Annotated in this window: 25 protein-coding genes and 2 tRNA genes; 19 read left to right on the top strand and 8 right to left on the bottom strand. The window is 60.7% G+C overall.

What is annotated here, in order from left to right; translation table 11 throughout:
• The first annotated feature begins 1 nt into the window (after window position 1).
• The 10 genes from P7F28_RS05525 (at window position 2) to P7F28_RS05480 (ending at window position 10,674) form a co-directional block, all read left to right on the top strand.
• On the top strand, window positions 2–2,224 hold the full coding sequence (locus P7F28_RS05525) for a bifunctional (p)ppGpp synthetase/guanosine-3',5'-bis(diphosphate) 3'-pyrophosphohydrolase (protein ID WP_277183474.1): 2,223 nt from the start codon (window positions 2–4) through the stop codon (window positions 2,222–2,224).
• Between the two features lie 111 nt (window positions 2,225–2,335).
• A tRNA-Val gene (locus tag P7F28_RS05520) sits at window positions 2,336–2,412 on the top strand.
• Window positions 2,413–2,712: 300 nt separating this feature from the next.
• A complete protein-coding gene (gene thrS / locus P7F28_RS05515; protein WP_277183473.1) occupies window positions 2,713–4,620 on the top strand; it encodes a threonine--tRNA ligase in 1,908 nt (635 codons plus the stop codon).
• Between the two features lie 47 nt (window positions 4,621–4,667).
• Window positions 4,668–5,195, top strand: a complete 528-nt coding sequence (gene infC, locus P7F28_RS05510) for a translation initiation factor IF-3 (protein ID WP_277183520.1) — start codon at window positions 4,668–4,670, stop codon at window positions 5,193–5,195.
• A 231-nt stretch (window positions 5,196–5,426) separates the two neighbouring features.
• The gene (gene rpmI, locus P7F28_RS05505; RefSeq protein ID WP_004191477.1) at window positions 5,427–5,624 is read left to right on the top strand and encodes a 50S ribosomal protein L35; all 198 of its coding nucleotides are present in this window, start codon (window positions 5,427–5,429) and stop codon (window positions 5,622–5,624) included.
• Between the two features lie 26 nt (window positions 5,625–5,650).
• On the top strand, window positions 5,651–6,010 hold the full coding sequence (gene rplT, locus P7F28_RS05500) for a 50S ribosomal protein L20 (protein WP_008350196.1): 360 nt from the start codon (window positions 5,651–5,653) through the stop codon (window positions 6,008–6,010).
• Window positions 6,011–6,200: 190 nt separating this feature from the next.
• The gene (gene pheS, locus P7F28_RS05495; RefSeq protein WP_277183424.1) at window positions 6,201–7,214 is read left to right on the top strand and encodes a phenylalanine--tRNA ligase subunit alpha; all 1,014 of its coding nucleotides are present in this window, start codon (window positions 6,201–6,203) and stop codon (window positions 7,212–7,214) included.
• 71 nt (window positions 7,215–7,285) lie between these two features.
• Complete coding sequence (gene pheT, locus P7F28_RS05490; protein WP_277183423.1) at window positions 7,286–9,718, top strand: phenylalanine--tRNA ligase subunit beta; 2,433 nt, start codon at window positions 7,286–7,288, stop codon at window positions 9,716–9,718.
• A gap of 48 nt (window positions 9,719–9,766) precedes the next feature.
• The gene (locus tag P7F28_RS05485) at window positions 9,767–10,177 is read left to right on the top strand and encodes an integration host factor subunit alpha (RefSeq protein WP_277183422.1); all 411 of its coding nucleotides are present in this window, start codon (window positions 9,767–9,769) and stop codon (window positions 10,175–10,177) included.
• A gap of 107 nt (window positions 10,178–10,284) precedes the next feature.
• Entirely contained in the window at window positions 10,285–10,674 is a 390-nt protein-coding gene (locus P7F28_RS05480; RefSeq protein WP_277183421.1) for a MerR family transcriptional regulator, read from the top strand.
• Window positions 10,675–10,769: 95 nt separating this feature from the next.
• Here the strand turns inward: P7F28_RS05480 and P7F28_RS05475 are convergent, their stop codons facing one another.
• Window positions 10,770–11,087, bottom strand: coding sequence for a hypothetical protein (locus P7F28_RS05475; RefSeq protein ID WP_277183420.1), 318 nt, complete (start codon window positions 11,085–11,087; stop codon window positions 10,770–10,772).
• Window positions 11,088–11,328: 241 nt separating this feature from the next.
• Between P7F28_RS05475 and P7F28_RS05470 the strand changes: the two genes are divergently transcribed.
• Complete coding sequence (locus tag P7F28_RS05470) at window positions 11,329–11,832, top strand: hypothetical protein (protein WP_277183419.1); 504 nt, start codon at window positions 11,329–11,331, stop codon at window positions 11,830–11,832.
• A gap of 82 nt (window positions 11,833–11,914) precedes the next feature.
• Here P7F28_RS05470 and P7F28_RS05465 read toward each other — a convergent pair.
• The 3 genes from P7F28_RS05465 to P7F28_RS05455 form a co-directional block, all read right to left on the bottom strand.
• A tRNA-Pro gene (locus P7F28_RS05465) sits at window positions 11,915–11,991 on the bottom strand.
• A gap of 90 nt (window positions 11,992–12,081) precedes the next feature.
• Window positions 12,082–12,498, bottom strand: coding sequence for a hypothetical protein (locus P7F28_RS05460; protein WP_277183418.1), 417 nt, complete (start codon window positions 12,496–12,498; stop codon window positions 12,082–12,084).
• A 162-nt stretch (window positions 12,499–12,660) separates the two neighbouring features.
• Window positions 12,661–13,551 (bottom strand): LysR family transcriptional regulator, encoded by an 891-nt coding sequence (locus P7F28_RS05455; protein ID WP_277183417.1) that lies wholly within the window; start codon window positions 13,549–13,551, stop codon window positions 12,661–12,663.
• A 101-nt stretch (window positions 13,552–13,652) separates the two neighbouring features.
• On the opposite strand from P7F28_RS05455, the gene P7F28_RS05450 reads away from it, so the two are divergent.
• The gene (locus P7F28_RS05450) at window positions 13,653–14,045 is read left to right on the top strand and encodes a DoxX family protein (protein ID WP_277183416.1); all 393 of its coding nucleotides are present in this window, start codon (window positions 13,653–13,655) and stop codon (window positions 14,043–14,045) included.
• 4 nt (window positions 14,046–14,049) lie between these two features.
• Here the strand turns inward: P7F28_RS05450 and P7F28_RS05445 are convergent, their stop codons facing one another.
• Both P7F28_RS05445 and P7F28_RS05440 read right to left on the bottom strand, forming a co-directional pair.
• Window positions 14,050–14,973, bottom strand: coding sequence for a LysR family transcriptional regulator (locus P7F28_RS05445; RefSeq protein ID WP_277183415.1), 924 nt, complete (start codon window positions 14,971–14,973; stop codon window positions 14,050–14,052).
• Between the two features lie 38 nt (window positions 14,974–15,011).
• Window positions 15,012–15,815: an IclR family transcriptional regulator gene (locus P7F28_RS05440; RefSeq protein WP_277183414.1), complete on the bottom strand. Its 804-nt coding sequence runs from the start codon at window positions 15,813–15,815 to the stop codon at window positions 15,012–15,014.
• A gap of 178 nt (window positions 15,816–15,993) precedes the next feature.
• On the opposite strand from P7F28_RS05440, the gene P7F28_RS05435 reads away from it, so the two are divergent.
• From P7F28_RS05435 to pcaC, 6 genes are read left to right on the top strand one after another with little or no spacing between them, the layout of a single operon-like run.
• On the top strand, window positions 15,994–16,686 hold the full coding sequence (locus P7F28_RS05435; RefSeq protein WP_277183413.1) for a 3-oxoacid CoA-transferase subunit A: 693 nt from the start codon (window positions 15,994–15,996) through the stop codon (window positions 16,684–16,686).
• Window positions 16,687–16,698: 12 nt separating this feature from the next.
• Window positions 16,699–17,355 carry a 3-oxoacid CoA-transferase subunit B gene (locus P7F28_RS05430; RefSeq protein WP_277183412.1) on the top strand — a complete coding sequence of 219 codons (657 nt, stop codon included), beginning with the start codon at window positions 16,699–16,701 and terminating at the stop codon, window positions 17,353–17,355.
• A 31-nt stretch (window positions 17,356–17,386) separates the two neighbouring features.
• Window positions 17,387–18,589 carry a 3-oxoadipyl-CoA thiolase gene (pcaF, locus tag P7F28_RS05425; protein WP_277183411.1) on the top strand — a complete coding sequence of 401 codons (1,203 nt, stop codon included), beginning with the start codon at window positions 17,387–17,389 and terminating at the stop codon, window positions 18,587–18,589.
• A gap of 4 nt (window positions 18,590–18,593) precedes the next feature.
• Complete coding sequence (locus tag P7F28_RS05420; protein ID WP_277183410.1) at window positions 18,594–19,967, top strand: 3-carboxy-cis,cis-muconate cycloisomerase; 1,374 nt, start codon at window positions 18,594–18,596, stop codon at window positions 19,965–19,967.
• 4 nt (window positions 19,968–19,971) lie between these two features.
• Complete coding sequence (gene pcaD, locus P7F28_RS05415) at window positions 19,972–20,763, top strand: 3-oxoadipate enol-lactonase (RefSeq protein WP_277183409.1); 792 nt, start codon at window positions 19,972–19,974, stop codon at window positions 20,761–20,763.
• Window positions 20,764–21,147: a 4-carboxymuconolactone decarboxylase gene (pcaC, locus tag P7F28_RS05410; RefSeq protein WP_277183408.1), complete on the top strand. Its 384-nt coding sequence runs from the start codon at window positions 20,764–20,766 to the stop codon at window positions 21,145–21,147.
• A gap of 65 nt (window positions 21,148–21,212) precedes the next feature.
• Here pcaC and P7F28_RS05405 read toward each other — a convergent pair whose 3' ends face one another.
• Both P7F28_RS05405 and P7F28_RS05400 read right to left on the bottom strand, forming a co-directional pair.
• Window positions 21,213–22,493 carry a DUF3443 domain-containing protein gene (locus P7F28_RS05405; RefSeq protein WP_277183407.1) on the bottom strand — a complete coding sequence of 427 codons (1,281 nt, stop codon included), beginning with the start codon at window positions 22,491–22,493 and terminating at the stop codon, window positions 21,213–21,215.
• A gap of 16 nt (window positions 22,494–22,509) precedes the next feature.
• Window positions 22,510–22,980, bottom strand: coding sequence for a DUF2844 domain-containing protein (locus P7F28_RS05400; RefSeq protein WP_277183406.1), 471 nt, complete (start codon window positions 22,978–22,980; stop codon window positions 22,510–22,512).
• A 434-nt stretch (window positions 22,981–23,414) separates the two neighbouring features.
• Between P7F28_RS05400 and bamC the strand changes: the two genes are divergently transcribed.
• A complete protein-coding gene (gene bamC / locus P7F28_RS05395) occupies window positions 23,415–24,602 on the top strand; it encodes an outer membrane protein assembly factor BamC (RefSeq protein WP_277183405.1) in 1,188 nt (395 codons plus the stop codon).
• The last annotated feature ends 116 nt before the right edge of the window (window positions 24,603–24,718 follow it).

The following is a 24,718-nucleotide window of genomic DNA, read 5'->3' as shown; positions in this document are numbered from 1 at the left end:
CATGACCGAGTCCGACGACCTCAACGAATCGCATCCGGAGCCGTCCATCGACGACGCGCTCGCGTTCGTGCGCGAGCACGCCAAGGACGTGCGCGTGTCCACGGGCGAACTGCTCGCGGACCACGCGACCGGCACCGCGCGCATCATGCAGACGCTCGATATCGATCCGTACGCGGTCGTCGCTGCGGCCTTGTTCGTGCTCGCGCCGCATCTGGACGATCCGGACAAGGTCATTTCCGAGCGCTTTGGCCCGGAAGTGCAGAAGCTCGTCGCCGATGTACGCAAGCTGTTGCGTTTAGGCTCGCTCAGCTCGCGCGCCACGATGGCGGACTTGCCCGACAACTCGCGCGATGCACAGGCCGCGCGTCGCGCGCAGGTCGAAGCGCTGCGCAAGATGCTGCTGGCGTTTGCGCAGGATATTCGCGTGGTGCTGATTCGGTTGGCGTCGCGTTTGCAGACGCTGCGCTATCACGCCGCGACGAAGACCGAGCCATCACCGGACGTGCCGCGCGAAACGCTCGAAATCTACGCGCCGCTCGCCAACCGGCTCGGCATCTGGCAACTGAAGTGGGAACTCGAAGACTTGTCGTTCCGCTTCGAGGATGCGGTCACGTACAAGCGCATCGCCAAGTTGCTGGACGAGAAGCGCGTCGAGCGTGAATCGTATGTGACGTCGGCCATCGCGCGGCTGCAAAAGGAACTCGATACCGCGCAGATCAAGGCCGAAGTCAGCGGCCGGCCCAAGCATATCTACAGCATCTGGAAGAAGATGCGCGGCAAGCATCTCGACTTCTCCGAACTGAACGATGTGCGCGCGTTTCGCGTGATCGTCGGCGATATCAAGGATTGTTATACGGTGCTGGGCATCGTCCACAATCTCTGGCAGCCGGTGCCGCGCGAGTTCGATGACTACATCTCGCGGCCCAAGCCGAACGGCTATAAATCGCTGCATACGGTGGTCGTCGGTGACGACGGGCGCGCGTTCGAAGTGCAGATTCGTACGCACGAGATGCATCAGTTCGCCGAATATGGCGTGGCTGCGCACTGGCGCTACAAGGAAGCGGGCGCGCGCGGTTACGCGGGCGCGGTGACCGCGAGCGAGAAGTACGACGAGAAGATCGCCTGGCTGCGTCAGTTGCTCGCGTGGAAGGACGATGTCGAAGGCGAGCAGCCCGGCTGGCAACATCTGCGCGATGCCACGCTCGATGACGACCACATCTACGTGCTGACGCCGCAGGCGCGCGTGATCGCGTTGCCGCACGGCGCGACGCCGGTCGATTTCGCGTATCACCTGCATAGCGAACTGGGGCATCGGTGCCGCGGCGCGCGCGTCGATGGTGCGATGGTGCCGCTCAACACGCCGCTGCAGAACGGGCAGACGGTGGAAATCGTCGCGGTGAAAGAGGGCGGGCCGTCGCGTGACTGGCTCAATCCGCAGCTCGGCTATCTGCAAAGCGGGCGCGCGCGGCAGAAGGTGCGTGCGTGGTTCCATTCGGCCGATGCGGCGGAGAACATCGCGGAAGGACGCGCGATCGTCGAAAAGACCTTGCAGCGGGAAGGCAAGACATCGGTCAATCTGGATCAGCTCGCGGCCAAACTCGGCTTCAAGGCAACGGAAGATTTGTATTCGTCCGTCGCCAAGGAAGAGTTCAGCGTGCGCAATATCGAGCACGCCCTCTCCGATACCCCGCCGCCCGAGCCGGAGCCCGAAGCTCCCGAGCAGTTCGAGAAGCGCAGTAGCGGGCAGAGCGTGGCGCATGGGGCATCGACGGGCGTGCTGGTCGTCGGTGTCGATGCGCTGCTGACCCAACTCGCGCGATGCTGCCGTCCCGCACCGCCCGACGCCATCGCCGGTTTTGTCACGCGCGGCAAGGGCATGTCGATCCATCGGCGCGATTGCACGACGTTTCAGCGCATGGCGCAGCGATCGCCGGAGCGCGTGCTCCATACGACGTGGTCCGCCGAGGTGATGAACGGGCGCGGCTCGTCGGTGTATCCGGTGGATCTGTCGGTGGAGTCGGCGGATCGGCAGGGCTTGTTGCGCGATATCTCGGAAGTGTTCGCGCGCGAGAAGATCAATGTGATCGGCGTGAAAAGTCAGAGCCGGCGCAATATCGCCTATATGCAGTTCACGGTGGAAGTGTCGAATGCCGAGCAAATTCAGCGCGCGTGTACGTTGTTGGGCGAAGTGGGCGGGGTGATTCGCGCATCGCGTCGTGCTTAGCTGCGTGCTTCCTTGCGTGCGTGAATTTTGTGAAACTGCGAAATCTTCTGCATTTTTGATCGGCGAACCCTTGCCAAGATTCGAAACACTCCATATAATCTCACTTCTTTCAGGCTCGTAGCTCAGCTGGTTAGAGCACCACCTTGACATGGTGGGGGTCGTTGGTTCGAGTCCAATCGAGCCTACCAACGAAAAGCGAAGTTTCGGCATCCGCCGCAGCTTCAATCCGCGAAATCGCGCAGCAGCGCTGGCGCAAAAGGCGATACGAAAATGGCACGTCGAACGTTGACCGAAACAACTTCGGAGCGACGCTAGTCGAGGACCTAATTCGCCTTCTGCCAATTTGATTCGCGGTATGTGTGAAAAGTGAATGCGGCCCCTCGAATAGCGGGGCCGCATTTTTTTTGGCCCTCGGTTTTCATGGCGAATACCGTGTGGCATTGCTTAAATGAATTCGTCCGGCGTGCGCCGGCGTCCTGGAGAGCGATATGGTTTCGATACGTTTGCCTGATGGATCGGTCCGTCAATACGACCACCCCGTCACTGTCGCGGAAGTTGCGGCTTCGATCGGCACGGGCCTCGCCAAGGCGGCGCTCGCCGGCAAGCTGAACGGCGAACTCGTCGATACCTCGTTCGTCATTGACAAGGACGCGTCACTCGCCATCGTCACCGACAAAGACCCGGAAGGCGTGGATGTCGTGCGCCACTCGACCGCGCACTTGCTGGCCTACGCGGTGAAGGACTTGTTCCCTGAGGCGCAGGTGACCATCGGACCGGTGATCGATAACGGCTTCTACTACGACTTCTCGTATAGCCGTCCTTTCACGCCCGAAGATCTCGAAAAGATCGAGAAGCGCATGCAGGAACTCGTGCAGAAGAACGAGCCGGTGTCGCGTCGTGTCGTCTCGCGCGATGAGGCCGTCGAGTACTTCAAGAGTATCGGCGAGGCGTACAAGGCCGAGATCATTTCGTCGATTCCCGAAAGCGACGAGATTCGCCTGTACTCGCACGGCAATTTCATCGACTTGTGCCGTGGGCCGCATGTGCCGTCCACCGGCAAGCTGAAGGTCTTCAAGCTCATGAAGGTCGCGGGCGCGTACTGGCGCGGCGACTCGAAGAACGAGCAGCTTCAGCGTATCTACGGCACCGCCTGGACCAAGAAGGAAGATCAGGACCAGTACCTGCACATGCTTGAAGAAGCCGAGAAGCGCGATCACCGCAAGCTCGGCAAGCAACTCGACCTGTTTCATTTGCAGGACGAAGCGCCGGGCATGGTGTTCTGGCATCCGAAGGGCTGGTCGCTGTGGCAGCAGGTCGAGCAGTACATGCGCCGTCGCGTGAACGAGGCCGGTTACCTCGAAATCAAGACGCCGCAAGTCATGGACCGTTCGCTGTGGGAGGCGTCGGGTCACTGGCAGAACTATCGTGAAAATATGTTCACGACCGAGTCGGAGAAGCGCGACTACGCCATCAAGCCGATGAACTGCCCGGGTCACGTGCAGGTGTTCAATCACGGACTGCGTTCCTATCGCGATCTGCCGCTGCGTTACGCGGAATTCGGTGCGTGCCACCGTAACGAACCGTCGGGCGCGCTGCACGGTCTGATGCGCGTGCGCGGTTTCGTTCAGGACGACGCGCATATTTTCTGTACCGAAGACCAGTTCATCGCGGAATCCATTGCCTTCAATACGCTGGCGATGAGCGTGTACAAGGATTTCGGCTTCGATCACATCGACATCAAGCTGTCGCTGCGTCCGGAACAACGCGCGGGCACCGATGAAACCTGGGATCGCGCGGAGCAGGGTCTGCGTGACGCGCTGACCGCGTGCGGGCTGAAGTGGGAAGAACTTGCTGGCGAAGGCGCGTTCTACGGTCCGAAGATCGAGTACCACATCAAGGACGCGCTCGGTCGTTCGTGGCAGTGCGGCACGCTCCAGCTCGATATGGTGCTGCCGGAGCGTCTGGGCGCGGAATTCGTCGCGGAAGACAACAGCCGCCGCCGTCCTGTCATGCTTCACCGCGCGATCGTCGGTTCGATGGAGCGTTTCCTCGGCATTCTGATCGAGCACCACGCCGGTGCGATGCCGCCGTGGCTCGCGCCGACGCAAGCCATCGTGCTGAATATTGCTGAAAGTCAGGCAGAATACGCGTCTTCTTTGGCCCAATCGTTGCAAAAACAAGGGCTTAGAGTGGAGTGCGATTTGCGCAATGAGAAGATTAGCTATAAAATACGGGAGCACACGCTGCAAAAGGTCCCGTATTTGCTGGTCGTCGGCGACAAAGAGCGTGAGGCGCAAACCGTAGCCGTGCGTGCTCGTGGCGGTGTCGATCTGGGCGTGATGCCGGTCGACGCATTCCTCGAACGTCTGCAGCAGGAAGTGCGGGCGTTCAAGTAAGTCACTCGCAGCGCGGCTTGTTTTTTAATTTTTAGAGGAACCGTAACATCGCTACTGATAAGTCGTCACATCGCATCAACGGTGAAATTACCGCACCCGAGGTGCGCTTGGTCGGAGTGGACAACGAGCCGCTCGGAATCGTGAAGCTGGCCGAAGCGTTCCGTCAGTCGGAACAGCTCGACGTGGATCTCGTCGAAATCGCGCCGCAGGCGTCTCCGCCTGTTTGCCGGTTGATGGATTACGGCAAGTTCAAGTACTCGGAAGCGAAGAAGCAGCACGAGGCAAAACTGAAGCAGAAGATCGTGCAGGTGAAGGAAGTCAAATTCCGCCCCGGCACGGACGACGGTGACTACAACGTCAAGCTTCGTAACCTCACGCGCTTCCTCGAAGACGGCGACAAGACGAAAATCACGTTGCGTTTCCGGGGCCGCGAAATGGCGCACCAGGAAATCGGCATGCGCATGCTCGAACGCCTGAAGACCGATCTCGATGAATTCGGTCAGGTCGAGCAGATGCCGAAGATGGAAGGGCGTCAGATGATCATGGTGCTTGCGCCGAAGAAGAAGGCCAAGTAACCGCAGTAATTTTGGCAGTGGATCGCGCGCCATCGAATTGGTGGAAGGTGCGGCATTGCCGGCAGGTTCGGAGCGGCGTCATTTCGGTGACGCGGCTCACGAAAAGCAGCGGTTCTTCACCGAGCCGTTTGCACACAAGTGGAGCGTGGGTTTCGAAGGGCGGAAAGCGGTCTGTGTCGAAAGACAGGGATCAACCGCACACCCATGACCATCTAATAAATTGGAGTTGTCATGCCGAAGATGAAGACCAAGAAGAGCGCTGCGAAGCGCTTCGTGGTGCGTCCGGGCGGTACCGTCAAGCGCGGTCAAGCGTTCAAGCGCCACATTCTTACCAAGAAAACCACGAAGAACAAACGCCATCTGCGTGGCGCAACGGCCGTTCATGATTCCGATCTGAACTCCGTCCGCGCAATGCTGCCGTTCGCTTAACCTCAACTTAACTTTAGGAGCGCAATATGCCTCGAGTAAAACGTGGGGTTACCGCACGGGCCCGTCACAAGAAGATCATTCGTCTGGCCAAGGGTTACCGCGGCCGTCGTAATAACGTCTATCGCATCGCCAAGCAGGCGGTCATGCGCGCAGGCCAATACGCCTATCGCGATCGCCGCAACAAGAAGCGTGTGTTCCGCGCACTGTGGATCACGCGTATCAATGCAGCGGTGCGTCAGCACGACATGACCTACAGCGTGTTCATCAACGGCCTGAAGAAGGCTTCGATCGAACTCGACCGTAAGGTGCTGGCTGACATGGCTGTGTTCGACAAGGCTGCTTTTGCTGCGATCGTGAAGCAAGTGAAAGCCGCCGTTGCAGCCTAATTGCGAAATTAGTACTGCGTGGTTCGCCGCTTCGTCGCCGGGTAGTTGAAGGCGGCGAAAAGGCAGAAAACGGGGCTCTCACCGAGCCCCGTTTTTGTTGGTCGGACGGTTTTGTGTGTGGCTTGTGTCGCAACGTGACAGGACACGCCCAAAACCGAACCTCAGTCAGAACTTCGAAAAGATGGGATCAATGGATCTGGACCAGATTGTCGCCGACGCGAAAAGCGCCTTTGCAAACGCCACTGATGTCAACACGCTGGAGAACGAGAAAGCGCGCTTTCTCGGCAAATCCGGCGCGCTGACCGAGTTGCTCAAAGGCTTGGGCAAACTCGATCCGGAAACGAAGAAGACCGAAGGCGCGCGCATCAATCAGGCGAAGCAACAGGTCGAAGCGGCGCTGAACGCGCGTCGTCAGGCGCTCGCCGATGAACTGCTGAACCAGCGTCTCGCGGCGGAAGCCATCGACGTGACGCTGCCGGGTCGCGGCACGGGCAAGGGCACGCTGCATCCGGTGATGCAGACGTGGGAGCGCGTCGAGAAGATCTTCGGCACGATCGGCTTCGACGTGGCCGATGGTCCCGAGATCGAAACCGACTGGTACAACTTCAGCGCGCTCAACAGTCCTGAAAATCATCCGGCGCGTTCGATGCAGGACACGTTTTACGTCGATGCCAAAGACACCGACGGCCGTCCGCTGCTTTTGCGCACGCACACCAGCCCGATGCAGGTGCGCTACGCGCGCATGAACAAACCGCCGATCAAGGTGATCGTGCCGGGCCGGACGTATCGCGTGGACAGCGACGCTACGCATTCGCCGATGTTCAATCAGGTCGAAGGGCTGTGGATCGAAGAGAACATCAGCTTTGCCGATCTGAAAGGCGTCTACACCGATTTCCTCAAAAAGTTTTTCGAGCGCGACGACATTCTCGTGCGCTTCCGTCCGTCGTATTTTCCGTTCACAGAGCCGTCCGCCGAGATCGACATGATGTTCGAGCATGGCAAGAACGCGGGCAAATGGCTGGAGATTTCTGGCTCGGGTCAGGTGCATCCGACCGTGATCCGCAACATGGGTCTGGACCCGGAGCGCTATATCGGCTTCGCGTTCGGCAGTGGGCTCGAGCGTCTGACCATGCTGCGCTACAGCGTGCAGGATCTGCGTCTGTTCTTCGAGAACGATCTGCGATTCCTGCGTCAATTCGCCTGAAGGCCGCGTGTTCGGCCTTCGAAAACGGCTGAACGAGACTCCAAACATTTCGAACGAAGACGAAGACACACATGCAATTCCCCGAATCCTGGCTCCGAAGTTTCGTCGATCCCAAGCTCTCCACGGACGAACTCGCGCATGCTCTGACCATGGCCGGTCTCGAAGTCGAAGACCTGCGTCCGGTCGCGCCGCCGACCACGAAGATCGTCGTGGGCCAAGTGCTCGAAGTGGCCAAGCATCCGAATGCGGACAAGCTCAACGTCTGTCAGGTCGATGCCGGCACGGGCGAGCAATTGAATATCGTGTGCGGCGCGCCGAATGTGGCGCCGGGCATCAAGGTGCCGGTCGCGTTGATCGGCGCGGTGCTGCCGCCGGTCGAAGCGGGCGGCGAGCCGTTCGCCATCAAGCCGACCAAGCTGCGCGGTGTCGATAGCCAGGGCATGTTGTGCTCGGCACGCGAACTGAAGCTGTCGGAAGATCACAGCGGCTTGCTGATATTGTCGGCGGATGCGAAGGTCGGTCAGGACATCCGCGAAGCATTGAACCTCGACGACACCGTGTTCGAAATCAAGCTCACGCCGAACAAGGCGGATTGCTTGTCGGTGTTCGGCGTGGCGCGCGAAACGGCGGCGATCACCGGCGCTACGCTGAAGTCGCCGGAGACGCCCGCCGTCGAAGTGAAGCTCGATGAAAAGCTGCCGGTCAAGATTCTCGCGCCGGACCTTTGCGGCCGTTTCTCCGGTCGTGTGATTCGCGGTGTGAACGCGCACGCGAAGACGCCGCAGTGGATGGTCGAGCGTCTCGAACGCGCGGGTCAGCGCAGCATTTCCGCGCTCGTCGATATCTCGAATTACGTGATGCTCGAACTCGGCCGTCCGTCGCACGTGTTCGATCTGGACAAAATCCACGGCGCGGTCGAAGTGCGCTGGGGCAAGAAGGGCGAATCGCTCAAGCTGCTGAACGGCAACACCGTCGAACTCGATGAAACCGTCGGCGTGATCGCGGACGATCGCCATGTCGAAAGTCTCGCGGGCATCATGGGCGGCGACAGCACGGCGGTATCGCTCGATACGACCAACATCTATCTCGAAGCCGCGTTCTGGTGGCCGGACTCGATTCGTGGCCGCGCGCGCAAGTACAACTTCTCGACGGACGCGGCGCATCGCTTCGAGCGCGGTGTCGATTACGCGACGACCGTCGAGCATCTCGAACGCATCTCGCGCCTGATTCTGGATATCTGCGGCGGCCAGGCCGGTCCGGTCGATGACCAGATCGTCAACGTGCCCGAGCGCCATCCTGTGACCATGCGCGTGGCGCGCGCGCATCGCATTATCGGCGTGGAGATTGGCGCGGAAGAGATCGCGCAGATTTTCACGCGCATGAACCTCGCGTTCGAACGTGATGGCGATAGCTTCAAGGTGACGCCGCCGCCGTATCGCTTCGATATCGAGATCGAGGAAGATCTGATCGAGGAAGTCGCGCGCATTTACGGCTTCGAAAAGATTCCGGCGCGTCCGCCGGTGGCGCGCAGCGAAATGCGTGCGACCAACGAAACCAAGCGCTCGATCCACGCGCTGCGTCACGCCGTGGCCGCGCGTGATTACGCCGAAACCGTCAACTTCAGTTTTGTCGATGCCGCGTGGGAGCAAGACTTCGCGGGCAACGACAACCCGATCAAGCTGCTGAACCCGATCGCGAGCCAGTTGTCGGTCATGCGCACGACCATTTTCGGCAGCCTGATCGAAGTGCTGCGTCACAACCTGAATCGCCGCGCGGAACGTATTCGAGTGTTCGAAGCAGGGCGCGCGTTCCTGCGCGATGCATCGGTGAAGGCGGGCGAGTTGAGCATCGAAGGCTTCGAGCAGCCGAAGATGATCGGCGGTCTTGCCTACGGTCCGGCGCTCGAAGAGCAATGGGGCGCGGCCACGCGCACCGTCGATTTCTTCGACGTGAAGGGCGACGTCGAAGCGCTGTTCGCGCCGGTCGTGCCGCGCTTCGTGAAGGCCGAGCATGCAGCGCTGCATCCGGGGCGCTCGGCGCGTATCGAAGTGGCGGGGCGCGCGGTCGGCTGGATCGGTGAACTGCATCCACGCTGGCTGCAAAAATACGACCTGCCGAATGCGCCGATCCTGTTCGAAATCGAAGCGGACGCGCTGATGGATCGCGCGTTGCCGACGCCTTCGGAAGTATCGAAATTCCCGCCGGTTCGTCGTGATATCGCGCTTGTCGTGGATCAAAACGTGGCGGTTCAGGCGCTCCTCGACGAGCTGGAAAACGCGCGTTCCGAACCCGCCTGCAAGCACGTCACAAGGGTTGCGCTTTTCGATGAATTTCGTCCAAAATCAAATACTTCCGGTGGATTGGGAGCGCATGAGAAAAGTCTTGCCTTCCGTGTAACGTTGCAAGATACTGGCGGCACGCTTCAGGACGAAACGGTCGACACGGCCATCAAAACGCTGGTGGATCGCCTGGCTCGAGTACACGGCGCGCGGTTGCGGGGGTAGGCCTGCAAGTTGGCCCAAGTCTTATCCGTCTTTCGCCGTTTTACCGATATGAACCAAATGAACTCGAGTGATTTCGAAGCCCTTCTTTCGGCGCAGCGTAGCGCCATGAACCGAGATACTGCGACTTCGAACGGCGGCGCATCTGCGGATGCGCCAACGCTCACCAAAGCCGAATTGGCCGAAATGCTGTTCGACCATGTGGGTCTGAACAAGCGCGAAGCCAAGGACATGGTCGAAGCGTTTTTCGAAGTCATCCGTGACGCGCTGGAGAGCGGCGACAGCGTCAAGCTGTCCGGGTTCGGCAACTTCCAGTTGCGCGACAAGCCTCAGCGTCCGGGACGCAATCCCAAGACAGGCGAAGCCATTCCCATTGCGGCGCGGCGGGTCGTCACGTTTCATGCAAGCCAGAAGCTGAAGGCACTGGTCGAAACGGGAGCGGAATCGGGCCTCACGCGCTGATCTCCGCGCTGATCTCGTTTGCTCCCGGAATGCTCCGCGTGCGGAGCTTCTTGCTGTAAGACCGCTGTACTTCAGTCGACATCACTCAATAAGATGGTTGATCGACGATGGAAAAAGTCGTCTTGCCTCCGATCCCCGCCAAACGGTATTTCACGATTGGCGAAGTCAGTGAACTGTGCGGCGTCAAACCGCACGTGCTGCGCTATTGGGAACAGGAGTTCACGCAGCTCAGACCGGTCAAGCGGCGCGGTAATCGTCGCTACTATCAGCACCACGAAGTCTTGCTGATCCGGCGTATCCGGGAGTTGTTGTACGAGCAGGGATTCACCATCAACGGCGCACGCAATCGGCTCGATTCGCAAGGACGGGCGAGTGCGGATGAGGCGGAGATGGAAGAAGGTCACGCGCCCGCGCCTGTGGAAGCGGGTTCTGCTGGCGTCGATGTCGATCAGTTGCGCAAGGACATTACTCAGGTGATAGATCTGTTGGGCGGTTGAGCGCCTTTCGTCTTTTAGAAAATGCCGCGATTCAATCGCGGCATTTTTTTCGCCTGTGCGTTGCGCGTTGCGGGGCAGGTGCGATCGGCGGTCAGTTAGCCTGGCGCGGCTTTCGCGCTTCGTGCCGACGATCCAACCGACCAGTACACGATGCTCGGACCAACGCCGCGCGGCGGATAAGTCCGCCAGTCGTGCGCGCCGTGATGGAAAAAATAGAGCGCGAAAACGCCGCTTTCATTGCGGGCGCATACGCAGACATATCGGCTGCCGCCGGGATAGATGCGGCCGAATCGCGTGACGCGCGGCGTAGTCGCCGATGCGAATCGATAGGCAATTTCAGCGCGCAACGCAGACTGCGTGCGCGTGGCCGGTTTGCGCCTGCTGACGGCAGGAGCGTAGGGAAGCAGAGGCATCGAGCGCCGTTCCTTAGGAATTACTTTAAGAGTAGAGTGCAAACGCCTGAGTTACAAGAATTCTTTCTCGTATTACGGTCTGGTGATTGGAAGACCGCGCGGGGAAAGCAGTGAGCACGTTGCATTCCACCAAATATGGCGCGCGAAAACGACCGGATAAACGTCTAAGTCAGGATTTATCTAAAGTAGTTGAAAGCGACGTCGTTAAACACAGGAGGCAATTTCTCTCTCGAAAATAACGATGAATATTCGACTTTTGCTAGCTTCACTGATCGCGATTGGCTCGCTTTCCGGTTGTTTATCGACCGTGCCGGATATCGATACGCAGCATGCGGGCACGGTGCAAACGCGGACCGCAGTCGCACAGGGCATTCAGCATCCGAAAATCGAAGCCGATGGCGTGTTCGTGAGTCCGTATATCCGCAGCGCGATGATGTCGGCGTTCGCGATGCGCGCGAACTACCTCGGACTTCGCATGGACCCGAACGGCGTGCCGGTCACCATTCACATCACGGGCGCTCGCACACGGTCGGATGCCGCACGTATGGCGTTCAACTTTTTCGATGGCGCGGATTACGTGTCCGGAAGCGTGCAGGTCGGAGATGCGAGCTTCGAGATCGGCGAGGACACGTGGCTGTATTGGTTGCCGACGAATTTCCGAAGCGTCGAGGAAGTGGCGGATGCGGTGGGTAAGCAGGTCGCCAACGGCGTGGCGATTGTCGCGGGCGCGCCGATCAAGGATTGAACGGCTTACGCAATCGGCGAGTTCAAAAGAAAAAGGGCTTAGGCTGTAAAAGCCTAAACCCTTGTTCCATCAAGCTAATTTCTGGTCGGGGCGAGAGGATTTGAACCTCCGACCACCTGCACCCCATGCAGGTACGCTACCAGGCTGCGCTACGCCCCGAAAGAGCGAAAGTATATCAGAGCGAATCGAATAGTAGAACTGCTTCGGCGATTTTTGCGCTCGGCGTCGAAGAATTCACTCGATGCGCCCTCAAAGCGGCAATTCCGATTCCGTGTAAGGCGAGGTCCGAATCACCACGGGCCCGTCTTCGTCGATGGAAGTGCTGGCGGTGGTTCCCGCACGCTTCGCCGCAAAACGCTGCCGCTTACGAAATCGCAATGCCAGCAGCAGCGACAGTACGCACGGAATCACGTAGCTCAGAATGCGACCGGCCCACGCCGTGCGCGACGACATACTCTCGTACTGCGTATGGTCATGAAAACTGGCCGATGCGAACACCATCGTCAGCGTGTAATCGAGCACCATCGCGAGCGAACAGAGCACGAAAAATAACATTGCGCCGTTCCAGATCAGCTTGCCTTGACTGGCGTTGATCGTGCGGCAGATAAACAGCATCACGCCGAGCAGCGCGAGATTGAAAAGTAACGGTATCCAGGGAAAGTCCATGCGTGCCTTTGCCTCGTGTGGAACGACTCGGGTCGAAGTCCGGGAAGAAGCGTGCACCCGGTGACCTGAGACGTGAAGAAATGTCGCGGCCCGTGAACGGAACCGAGAAGCGGGCGCGATCTTCACACGCTGCAAACTGCACTTGAATAAGAGTATTCCTAATCAACTAGTTGGTTTGTCGAGTGACTCGGAAAGAAAGTCGATGAAGGTTCTTACCTTTGTCGTCATGTACTTACGGCTGGTGTAGACGGCATAGAGCGATGGCGCGAACACGTCGTAAGTCGGCAACACTCGCACGAGCGCGCCGGACGCGATTTTCGGCTCGACGATCCACGCCGGCAGATACGCGAGTCCCATTCCGGCGCGCACGAGCTGGAGCGACATCGACGTGTCGTTGGTTTTCAGGACAGCCTGATTCTTCACGGCGAAGCTGCCGTCCGGTCCCGTCAGCGTCACCGATTCGATATTGGTGTACGTCGGCAAGACAAAGCGATGGCGCGCGAGGTCATCTGGATGGCGCGGCTGCCCGCGTCGCTCGATATAAGCGGGCGAGGCGGCCAGCACGAACGGCATCTTGCACAAGGGCCGCACGATCAGCGACGGCGACGGTTCCGACGTCGCGCGAATCGCCATGTCGTAGCCTTCTTCGACCAGATCGACGAAGCGGTTTTCCAGCCGCAAGTCCACCAGCACATCGGGATAACGCGCCTGATACTCCACCAGCAGATCCGCAAATTTGCGATTGGCGAACCAGCCCGGCGCAGTCACCTTGAGCACGCCTTGCGGTTGCGCGGTCTGCACACCGACCGCCGCTTCGGCTGCTTGCAGAATATCCAGCGCCTCGCTGCACTGCTCGTAGTAGACGCTGCCCGCTTCGGTCAGGCTCAGATGCCGCGTCGTCCGATTCAATAGCCGCACGCCAAGTTGCTTCTCCAGATTGGCGACGTGCTTGCTGGTCATCGCGGTCGAAAGGTCCAGGCGCTCGGCCGCTTTCACGAAACTGCCCGCTTCGACGACTTGCCGAAACACGCGCAGACTGGTCAGCGCATCCATCGATTCTTTCCTGTGTGGAAATAAAACGCCAATGTTAGCGTGGTTTATCGACGGATGGTATCTGCATAGACTGCGTGTCAATACTTTTTGGAGTTATCGCGATGTCTACTCAGGCTCAATCCCTGGCTACTTACGCGCAGGCTTTGCTGCGTATCGTGGCGGCTTATCTGCTGTTGACGCATGCATCGGCGAAGCTGTTTCATGTGCCGCATATCGCCATGTTCGATGGCTTGCCGCTGTTCTCGTTGCTCGGCGCGGCGGGCGTTATCGAATTGGTGGGCGGCGTGCTGGTGCTGATCGGTTTCTTCTCGCGCGCGGCCGCGTTCGTGTTGTCGGGCGAACTGGCGTTTGCGTATTTCATCGGTCATGCGCCGAGCGGGAATGTGCTGTTGCCGCTGATGAATCAGGGCGAACCGGCGGTCTTGCTGTCGTTCATCTTCTTGTTTATTGCGGCAGCGGGACCGGGCGCGTGGAGTATCGACGCGCGTCGATAAAAGACTATTTCGGCCATTCGTCGAGCGCGTCGTTGAACAGCGACGCGACGACGCCGCGCAGCCACAACGTGCGCGGATCGTTATGGAACTTGCGATGCCAGTGCTGCCGCAGATCGAATCGCGGCAGCGCGAGCGGCGGCTCGGCGAGCGTGATCGACGCGTGCTCGGCTACATACGCGAAGCCAATCGCGTGCGGCACGGTCGCGATCAGATCGGTACGCGACAAGATGAACGGCAAGCTCATGAAGTGCGGCGTCTCCAGCACCGCGCGACGCCGCACGCGTTCTTTATCGAGAAAATTCTCAAGAATTTCCTGGCTGCGACCTTCTGCGCGGACGACCGCATGTCCGCATTCGCAGAAGCGTTCGAGCGTGAGCGGGGCATCGGCGAAAGGATGGCCGCGCCGCATCAGGCAGATGAAGCGATGCGAGAACAGCCGCTGCTGGAAAAAATTGTTGCCGCTGAGATCGGGAAAATAGCCGACGGCCAGATCGATCTCGCCCGCCTCCAATCCACGCTCGACTTCCCCGTGCGACGCCGACACCGACCGCAAATTCGCATTCGGTGCCTGCTGCGCAAACGCCTGCAACAAGCGAGGCAAAAACACGATCTCCCCGACATCCGATAACGCGATGGAAAACGTATCGGTGCTGGACGCCGGATCGAAATGTTGCGTATCCAGCAATCCCCGTTCGATACGGCTCAGCGCCTCGCGCGCAGCCGGCGCCAAGGCGAGCGCACGCGGCGTCGGTTCCATGCCGCGCGATGTGCGCACGAACAAAGGATCATTGAAATACTCACGCAGCCGCCCGAGCGCCGTGGACACGCGCGGCTGACTCACGCCGAGCCGCTCCGCCGCGCGACTCACGTTCCGCGTTTCCTCGATCGCGACGAGGTACGGAATCAGGTTGAGATCGAGATCAGTCATCGCGTGTTCTCCGATCAAATCAGCACGAAGCCAGCACATTAACCACGCCGCGCCACCATATCCGACACGCGCGTCGCTGCTTCCTGAAGCGGGTCGAGAAAGGCCTTCGCCATCTGCTTCGCGCTTTTGCGCTGCGCATTACCGCTGATGTTCAGCGCGGCGATCACGCGGCCTTGCCGGTCGCGAATGGGCGCGGACATCGAAATCAAGCCTTCTTCGAGTTCCTGATCGACGATCGCCCAGCCCTGACGACGCACCAGCGCGATCGCTTCCTTCAACGCGTCGCGATCGACGACGGTGCGCGGCGTGCGCGCGGTGAGATCGCTGGCGTCGAGCACGGCGTCGAGACGATCGTCGTCGAGCGAGGCGAGCAGCACGCGGCCCATCGACGTGCAGAACGCAGGCAAACGGCTGCCGATCGACAAGTTCTGCGTGATGATCTTGTGCGTCGGCACGCGCAGTACATAGACGATTTCCGCGCCATTCAATACCGCCGCCGAGCAGCTTTCGTGCACTTGCTCGACGAGTTCTTCCATTACCGGTTCGGCGAGATTCCAGAAGGGCATCGACGTGAGATAGGCGAAACCGAGGTCGAGAATCTTCGGCGTAAGCTGGAACAGGCGGCCGTCCGCTTCCACATAACCGAGCGATTGCAAGGTCAGCAAAATGCGACGCGCGCCCGCACGCGTGAGGCCCGTGGCGGCTGCGACATCCGTGAGCGTCTGGGCGGGGCGGGTGGCATCGAACGAACGGATCACGGCGAGACCGCGCGCGAAAGATTGCACGTAGGCGTCGCCGGGACGGGTGTCTGCTGCGTCGGATTCGACTGGAGATGGATTCATGTCTGACAGCGCCGGGAAAGGTGCGACTCCGTATAAACCCGCAATTTGCAATGCCTTCGTTGACACGACAACAAACGCAGGACTACCATGCCGATGTTCGCTAAACGAATCCATGTTCGCATATCGAACATTTCGATGCAAGTGGATTTCAGGCGGAATTCCTCGGAGAAGAACGGCAATGATCAACAAGATTTTCGACACGCTCGCGTCGGCAGTCGCCGATGTCAACGACGGCGCGACCATCATGATCGGCGGTTTCGGCACGGCAGGCATGCCTTCGGAACTGATCGACGCACTCATCGAGCAGGGCGCGCGCGAGCTGACGATCGTCAACAACAACGCCGGCAACGGCGACACGGGCCTGGCCGCGCTGCTGAAGGCCAAGCGCGTGCGCAAGATCATCTGCTCGTTCCCGCGTCAGACAGACTCGTATGTGTTCGACGCGCTGTATCGCGCGGGCGAGATCGAGCTGGAACTGGTGCCGCAGGGCAATCTCGCCGAGCGCATTCGTGCCGCGGGCGCGGGCATCGGCGGATTCTTTACGCCGACGGGTTTCGGCACGAAGCTGGCCGAAGGCAAGGAAACGCGCGAAATCGATGGCAAGCACTACGTGCTCGAAGCGCCGCTGCACGCGGATTTCGCGCTGGTGAAAGCATTCAAGGGCGACCGCTGGGGCAATCTGGTCTATCGTAAAACCGCGCGTAATTTCGGCCCGATCATGGCTAGCGCGGCGAAGACCGCCATCGTGCAGGTCTCGAAAGTGGTGCCGCTGGGCGAACTGGACCCGGAAAACATCGTGACGCCGGGCATTTTCGTGCAACGCGTCGTGGAAGTGCCGCAAGCGGTTCATGCCGCCGAACTCGCAGCTTAAGGACAGACAGCCATGAAGAAACTCACTCGTGACGAAATGGCCAAGCGCGTGGCCGCGGATATTCCCGAAGGCGCTTACGTGAATCTGGGTATCGGCGTGCCGACGCTGGTCGCCAATCACCTCGCGGCGGATCGCGAAATCTTTCTGCACAGCGAAAACGGTTTGTTGGGCATGGGTCCGGCACCGGCGAAGGGCGAGGAAGACGACGAACTCATCAACGCGGGCAAGCAACACGTCACATTGCTTACGGGTGGTGCCTACTTCCACCATTCCGATTCTTTCGCGATGATGCGCGGCGGCCATCTCGACTTCTGCGTGCTCGGCGCGTTTCAGGTCTCGGCCACCGGCGATCTCGCCAACTGGCACACCGGCGCACCCGACGCGATTCCAGCGGTCGGCGGCGCGATGGATCTGGCCATCGGCGCGAAGCAGGTCTACGTGATGATGGAACTGCTGACCAAGCAGGGCGAAAGCAAACTGGTCGCGCAATGCTCGTATCCGGTGACGGGCGTGGATTGCGTCGATCGCGTGTACACCGATCACGCCGTGTTCGATGTCACGCCGGAAGGCTTCGTCGTACGCGAGATGGTGGACGGATTGACGTTCGAAGAATTGCAGAAGCTGGCGCAAGTGCCGCTGCAATACGCGCCAATTTCCGAAGCAGCCTGAGAGATATCCAAGAGAACTGGAGAGACAAAAAATGAAAGAAGCTTTCGTATGTGATGCGATCCGCACGCCCATCGGCCGTTACGGCGGCGCGCTGTCGTCCGTGCGCGCCGACGATCTCGGCGCGGTGCCGCTGCGCGCGCTGGTCGAGCGCAACAAGGAAGTCGATTGGGACGCGGTCGAGGAAGTGATCTACGGCTGCGCGAATCAGGCAGGCGAAGACAATCGCAACGTGGCGCGCATGTCGTCGCTGCTGGCGGGACTGCCGCTCGGCGTGCCGGGCACGACGGTGAATCGGCTGTGCGGTTCGGGCATGGATGCAGTCGGGATCGCGGCGCGCGCCATCAAGTCGGGCGAAGCGAATCTGCTGATCGCGGGCGGCGTGGAAAGCATGAGCCGCGCGCCCTTCGTGCAGGGCAAGGCGACCAGCGCGTTCTCGCGTCAGGCCGAAATCCACGATACGACCATCGGCTGGCGTTTCATCAATCCGTTGATGAAGAAGCTGTACGGCGTCGATTCGATGCCCGAAACCGCTGAAAACGTCGCCGACGATTACAAGGTGAGCCGCGCCGATCAGGACGCGTTCGCCGTGTTGTCGCAGCAAAAGGCGGCGCGCGCGCAGAAGGACGGCACGCTGGCGCAGGAAATCGTCGCGGTGACGATTCCGCAGAAAAAGGGCGATGCGCTGATCGTCGATCGCGACGAGCATCCGCGTGAAACGAGTCTGGAAGCGCTGGCGAAGCTCAAGGGCGTCGTGCGTCCGGACGGCAGCGTGACGGCGGGTAACGCGTCGGGCGTCAACGATGGCGCGGTCGCCATGTTGATCGCGGATGAAGAAAGCGCCAAGCGTCACGGCCTCACGCCGCGCGCGCGCATTCTCGGCCTCGCCACCGCTGGCGTTGCGCCGCGCGTGATGGGCATCGGTCCCGCGCCGGCTTCGCAGAAGCTGTTGAAGCGTCTGGGCATGACCATCGATCAGATGGATGTGATCGAGCTGAACGAAGCGTTCGCCTCGCAAGGGCTCGCCGTGCTGCGCGAACTCGGCGTCGCCGATAACGATCCGCGCGTGAATCCGAACGGCGGCGCGATTGCGTTGGGGCATCCGCTGGGCGCATCGGGCGCGCGGCTGGTGACGACCGCGAGCTATCAGCTTCAGCGCACCGGCGGACGTTACGCGTTGTGCACGATGTGCATCGGCGTGGGGCAGGGTATTGCGGTCATCATCGAACGTGTTTGACGGCATGTTTTCATCGACCGGAAGGTTGACCGATCTCATTTGCGGCAATGCAGCCGCGAACGAGATCTGGTCGCCGCGCGTGACCGTTCAGGCCATGCTCGATGTCGAAGCCGCGTTGGCGCGCGCATCGGCGATGCATGGGGTGATTCCGTCGAACGCGGTGGACGCGATCGTCGCCGCGTGCAAAGCCAACCACATCGACGCCGATGCGTTGATGATCGGCGCGGCCGCGGGCGGCAATCTCGCGATTCCGCTCGTCAAGCAACTCACGGCCGTCGTGAAAGCGAAGGATGCGGAAGCCGCGAAATACGTGCATTGGGGCGCGACGAGTCAGGACATCATCGATACGGGCGTCGTGCTGCAATTGCGCGCCGCACTCGATCTGATCGATGCCGAATTGCTTGCGCTTTCGAACGCGCTCGTCAGGCAAGCCGAACATCACAAGCAAACGCCGATGATCGGGCGCACCTGGCTGCAACAGGCGCTGCCGATCACGCTCGGTCTGAAGTTCGCGCAGTGGCTGGATGCGGTTACGCGGCATCGTGCGCGATTAAGCGAACTGAAAGCGCGCGCGCTCGTGCTGCAATTCGGCGGCGCGGCGGGCACGCTCGCCAGTCTGCGAGACAAGGCGCTTCCGGTCGCGCAATCGCTTGCCGACGATCTCGGGCTTCAACTGCCCGCGTTGCCGTGGCATACGCAACGTGATCGCATCGCGGAAAGCGCGTCGTTTCTCGGCATGTTGAGCGGCACGCTCGGCAAAATCGCCCGCGATATCTCGCTGATGATGCAGACCGAACTCGGCGAAGTGGCCGAACCGGCGGCGGCAGGCAAGGGCGGTTCATCGACCATGCCGCACAAGCGCAATCCGGTCGGTTGTGCGGCGGTTTTGACCGCAGCGACGCGCGCACCGAACCTTGTCGCGACGATTTTCGCGGGCATGGTTCAGGAGCACGAACGCGCGCTCGGCGGCTGGCAGGCGGAATGGGAAGCGCTGCCCGATCTCGCGCGTCTCACGGCGGGCGCGCTGTCGAACATGCTGGCGATCGTGCCGTCGATGGAAATCAACGTCGAACGCCTGAAGAAGAATCTCGACGTCACCAACGGCCTCGTGCTCGGCGAAGCGGTCATGCTCGCGCTCGGCGACGCCATCGGCCGGATGGATGCGCACAAGCTGGTGGAAGGCGCATCGAAGGCGTCGGTGGCGAACGGCACCACGCTGTTCGATGCCCTCGCCGCCAACGAAACCGTCATGCGCCATCTGTCGCGCGATCAACTGCACGCACTGCTCGATCCGGCGAATTACGTCGGCCAGGCGCAAGCTTTCGTCGATGCGGCCATCGCACAATCGAAACAGCACGCGAAACAACAGGAGCGCTAAGAACATGCCATACGCTGCCGTCAACGGCACCCGGATTCACTATCGCATCGACGTCACGACGGGCGAGAATGCGCCGTGGCTCGTGCTGTCCAACTCGCTCGGCGCGGACATTTCGATGTGGTCGCCGAATATCGAGGCGTTCGCGAAGCAGTATCGCGTGTTGCGCTACGACACGCGCGGCCACGGTCATTCCGACGCGCCGCAAGGTCCATACACCATCGACCAGCTTATCGGCGACGTGATCGGGCTGATGGACCATCTGAAAATCGAGCGCGCGAACTATTGCGGCTTGTCGATGGGCGGGCTGACCGGCATCGGACTGGCGGCGCGTCATCCGCAGCGTTTTACGCGCGTCGCGCTGACGAACACTGCTGCGCTGATCGGATCGGATGCCGTGTGGACGCCGCGCGCCGCGAAAGCGCGCGAACCGGGCGGCATGCCCGCCTTGACCGATGCCGTGATCGCGCGCTGGTTCACCGCGCCGTTTATCGAGCGCGAGCAGATCGGGTTGTCGAATATCCGCGACGTGTTCCGTCACACTTCGGGCGACGGCTACGCGTCCAACTGCGAAGCCATCCGCGACGCCGACCTGCGCGACGAAGCCAAGACCATCAAGCTGCCCGTGCTGGTGATTTCCGGCACGCACGATCTATCGACCACGGCGGAGCAAGGGCGCGAACTGGCGGCTTATATCGAAGGCGCGCGTTATGTCGAACTGGATGCGGCGCATCTGTCGAACATCGAAAAGCGCGATGAATACACGCGCACCGTGCTCGACTTTCTGGGAGAACGCTAAATGACCGATGACGAACGCTACGAAGCCGGCATGCAGGTGCGCCGCGCGGTGCTGTCGGATGCGCACGTGGACCGCTCGCTTGCCAATCGCACCGAACTGACGACCGAGTTCCAGAACTTCATCACGCGCTACGCATGGGGCGAAATCTGGACGCGCGAGGGCTTGCCGCGCCACACGCGCAGCCTGATCACTATCGCGATGATGGTGGCGCTCAATCGCAGCGAGGAACTCGCGCTGCATTTGCGCGCGGCCAAGAACAACGGCGTGACGCAGGATCAGATCAAGGAAGTGCTGTTGCAGACGGCGGTGTATTGCGGCGTGCCGGCCGCGAATTCTGCCTTTCATCTGGCGCAGAAGATTTTTGACGAAGAGAGCAAGGCTTAAGCTGCTTTACTTCGAGAAAAGCCGTCGCTCGTGGTTTGCGGGCGACGGCTTTTTGCTTTTCAGAACTAGAACGCGTAGTACGGCCCGTTGCCCGCGGGCGTCACGCGGCCTTCGAGCGCGGTGAATACGCGGCGTCCGAAAAAGAACGGCAAGCCCCAATCGAAGTAACCGTTCGCGCTGCCGGCGAGATTGTTGAACGCAAAGTTGCCGGTCGATATCAGCGTGGTCGATGTGCCGACGTTGAATGCGACCACCGTTGTCGCGCCGCTCGACGAGTTGATGGTCGCGTTCAGCGCCTGTTGCGTGGCGGGGCAATACCACACGCCGCATTTCGTGAGCGTCGTTGAAGGAAAGAACATGCCGTTCGATCCGCTGTCGATAAAGCTCGATGCGTACGCGCTGCCGCTGAAACTCGTCGATACATAGCCCGTCAGCGAGTTCGATTTCAGCACCGTCGCCGAGCCGAGCAGGTTGTTCGCCTGCGACCCGATACCGAAGGTCATGGTCCCGGCCACCGTCGATGCACCCGTCGCCGGAACCGCGGGCAGTTCGATCAGCACGCCGTTGTTATCGGCGGGAAAGTTGGCGATGGGATTGGTCACCTGCTGCGCGGCGGCAAGCGCGCTATTGGTGCAACTGCTGCCGTTGCAGGCGTAGTACCAGCGCGGCATCGCGGTGGACGCGCAGCCCGCGCCGCAATCCGCCGTGAACGGTCCGACGCCGAGAATGCCGTTGCCGCGCAGGCTGGTGGCGTTGAGCATCGGCAGGCCGGATTGGGTGCAGTCGGTCGGGGCGCTGCCGGTGGCGGAATCCGCGATTACTTGTATCGACGTCGATGCGGCGACCTGGCCGGCCATGCGTACATCGGCCTGACGCACCGCGCCCCACGTGTAGCCCGTACCGAACGAAGCGCATTCGCCCGCGCCCGCGCCCGACGCGGTTTGCACCTGCGGCAGCGCAATCGACGAATTCAGCGCCGATGCGAGCACACGCAGACCCTGCGAGCCGGTATCGACCTGAATGTTGTTGATGGTCTGGCAGTTGTTCGTGCCGGGCACGCAAATGGTCACGCTCGTTTGCAGCATGTTGCGCGTGCCGGTGGCCGTGCTTGTGACCTGGACGGCTTGTACGTTCGGCGTCGTCGATTGAGGAACGGTGGTGCTCGTGGTGCTCGCGGCGGTCGGTGCGCTCGCGCTCAAGGGCGCGCTTGCCGTCCCTGGCGCGCTCGCGGAGGCAGGCGCGGCGGGCGCGGGCGTGCTCGTGTTCTGCGTGCTGCCTCCGCCTCCGCCACAGGCAGCGAGCGCGCAGGAGAGGGCGATCATCGAAATAAAGGTGCGGATGGTCATGTCGTTTTCTCCCGCTTTATTGAATATCAGCGGTCGATACACCCGCCGGCAGCGCGCTCACCAGCCACGCGCGTCCGCTGAACTCGCGCAGCCGCATCTGGTTCTCGACCACGAGATCGCCATCCGCGACGCGCGCGGCATGCAGTCCCACCGCGCCCGCCGATGCGCTCGCGCCCGTCGCGAAGCGCTGAAAGTACGTGCCGAGCAGCGATTGCACATCGGGCATCGCGGGGCCGCGCCAGGTCACGGCGTACACCGTGCCGCTCGAATCGACGTATTGATGCACGACGATGCCGTTCGCGTCGGTGGTTTCGCGGTAATTGAGCAGCCCGCCTTGCGCGTGATGCGCGACGGCATCGCTCGAAATGGCGACGGCGTTGAATGTCGAGCCGAGTTGCGCGTGGCAGGCCGTACTCGCCACCAGCGATGCGGCCATCGCCATCCGCAGCAGCGGAGGAATTTGCTTAGGATTTCTTACGATATTCATTGCAGCCCTCGTCCTGTGTGTGAATCTTCTTATTTATGAGATGGCGGATTTTAGGACGAATCCGAACGAAAAAGATGTGCGGGAAAAAGCTGACGCCCGGGCGGCGATGTTGCGAGTTTTGTCAAAAAAGACCAGCAAAAACAGCGTGTTACGAAATTTGAAAGCTGAAATTGCCATCTTCGGAACATGTCATAAATTGTCAATTTGTCGCGAGTGGCATCGAATAAGATAAGACTATCTTTTGAATTATCCTAAGTATAGGCAGACTGCTTTTGCACTTCGCTGGCGAATGGCAGCAAGGCGAATTCGATGCAGCGACATCGTGCGAATTGCGCCGCTTGCCCCTCTTTTTGCACGGCGAAGCGCGGGACCGGTAAAATGCCGGGTTGATCCACGGAAGAACCGCCGTGGCGTTGCGGAAGGACTTTCCAGACATGACAGAATTTCGTGTAACCAAGCGGGTGGCCGCGTTGTTTGCGGTCGCCGGAATCGTGGCAGGCTGCGGTACTTCGTCGTCTGACGCGATCAACTACAAAAGCGATGGCCGCGCGAAAGAGGCGTCTCTCGCGGTTCCCCCCAATTTCCTCGACGAGGCATCGGACCAGCGCTCGCTCGCGCCGCAAGGCGGTCAGGCGACCTTGTCCGGTTTGCAGCAGGTGCAGCAGGTCGCGCCCACCTTGCCGACCGTTGTGCCGCCCGTCTCGGGCATGCATATTCAGCGTGACGGCGCCGAGCGCTGGCTGGTGATCGACGGCAAGACGCCGGATCAGGTCTGGCCGCAAATCCGCCGTTTCTGGCAGGAACAAGGCTTTCTGCTGGTGGTCGATTCACGCGATAAAGGCGTGATGGAAACCGACTGGAACGAAACGCATCCGCAGATTTCCGACGGCCTGATCCGCGACACGCTGTCGAAGGCCACTGGCAACTCGTATGTCACGGCCGAACGCAACAAGTACCGTACGCGTCTGGAAGCCGCGCCGAATGGCGGCACCTATGTGTTCGTCAGCCAGAAGGGCATGCGTGAAGCGCTGACCGGCGTGAACAATGACTCCAGCCAATGGCAGGCGCGTCCGAACGATCCCGCGCTGGAAAACGAATATCTGCGCCGTCTGATGTCCTCGCTGGGTAACACGGATGCAGGCGCGCCGGGCGTGGCGCTGGCGGCGGCGCCTGCGGGCGCATCGTCGGCCAAGCCGGATGCGAAGGCTGCATCGGTGGCGGCGCAGAACGTCGCGAATTCGAGCAGCGGCAAGCTCGGCAGCGACCGTGCGCCGGAGGCGTCGTCGTCGGAAATGACGCTGCCTGAGGCGTATGACCGTGCGTGGCTGCGCGTGGGTATCGCGCTGGATCGTGCGAACTTCACGGTGGACGATCGCGATCGCGCCAAGGGCGTGTACTACGTGCGCTATGTCGATCCGAACGACAAGACATCGGCGGAGCAGGGTTTCTGGAGCCAGGTGTTCCACGGCCGCAAGGAAATGGTCGCCAAGCAATATCAGGTCAACGTGCGCGCTATCACCGAACAGCAGACGCGCGTGGCGATTGTCGATGACAAGGGTCAGCCGGATGCGTCTCCGCAAGCGCGTCAGATCATGGCCTTGCTTGCCGACCAAATCAGTTAATCCATGCGTTAAACGTGATTTAAGCGTCTGCTGTTTTCATCGCGTACAAGCCGCCTCGTTTGCGAGGCGGCTTTTTTTGCGCTTATTTCATCGCATGCGAGTTCTTCGGGAAAGAT

The organism is Caballeronia sp. BR00000012568055, from assembly GCF_029439455.1.
GTDB lineage: Bacteria > Pseudomonadota > Gammaproteobacteria > Burkholderiales > Burkholderiaceae > Caballeronia.
The sequence above is the reverse complement of the archived record's forward strand: the minus strand, read 5'-3'. Positions and strand labels throughout refer to the sequence as shown.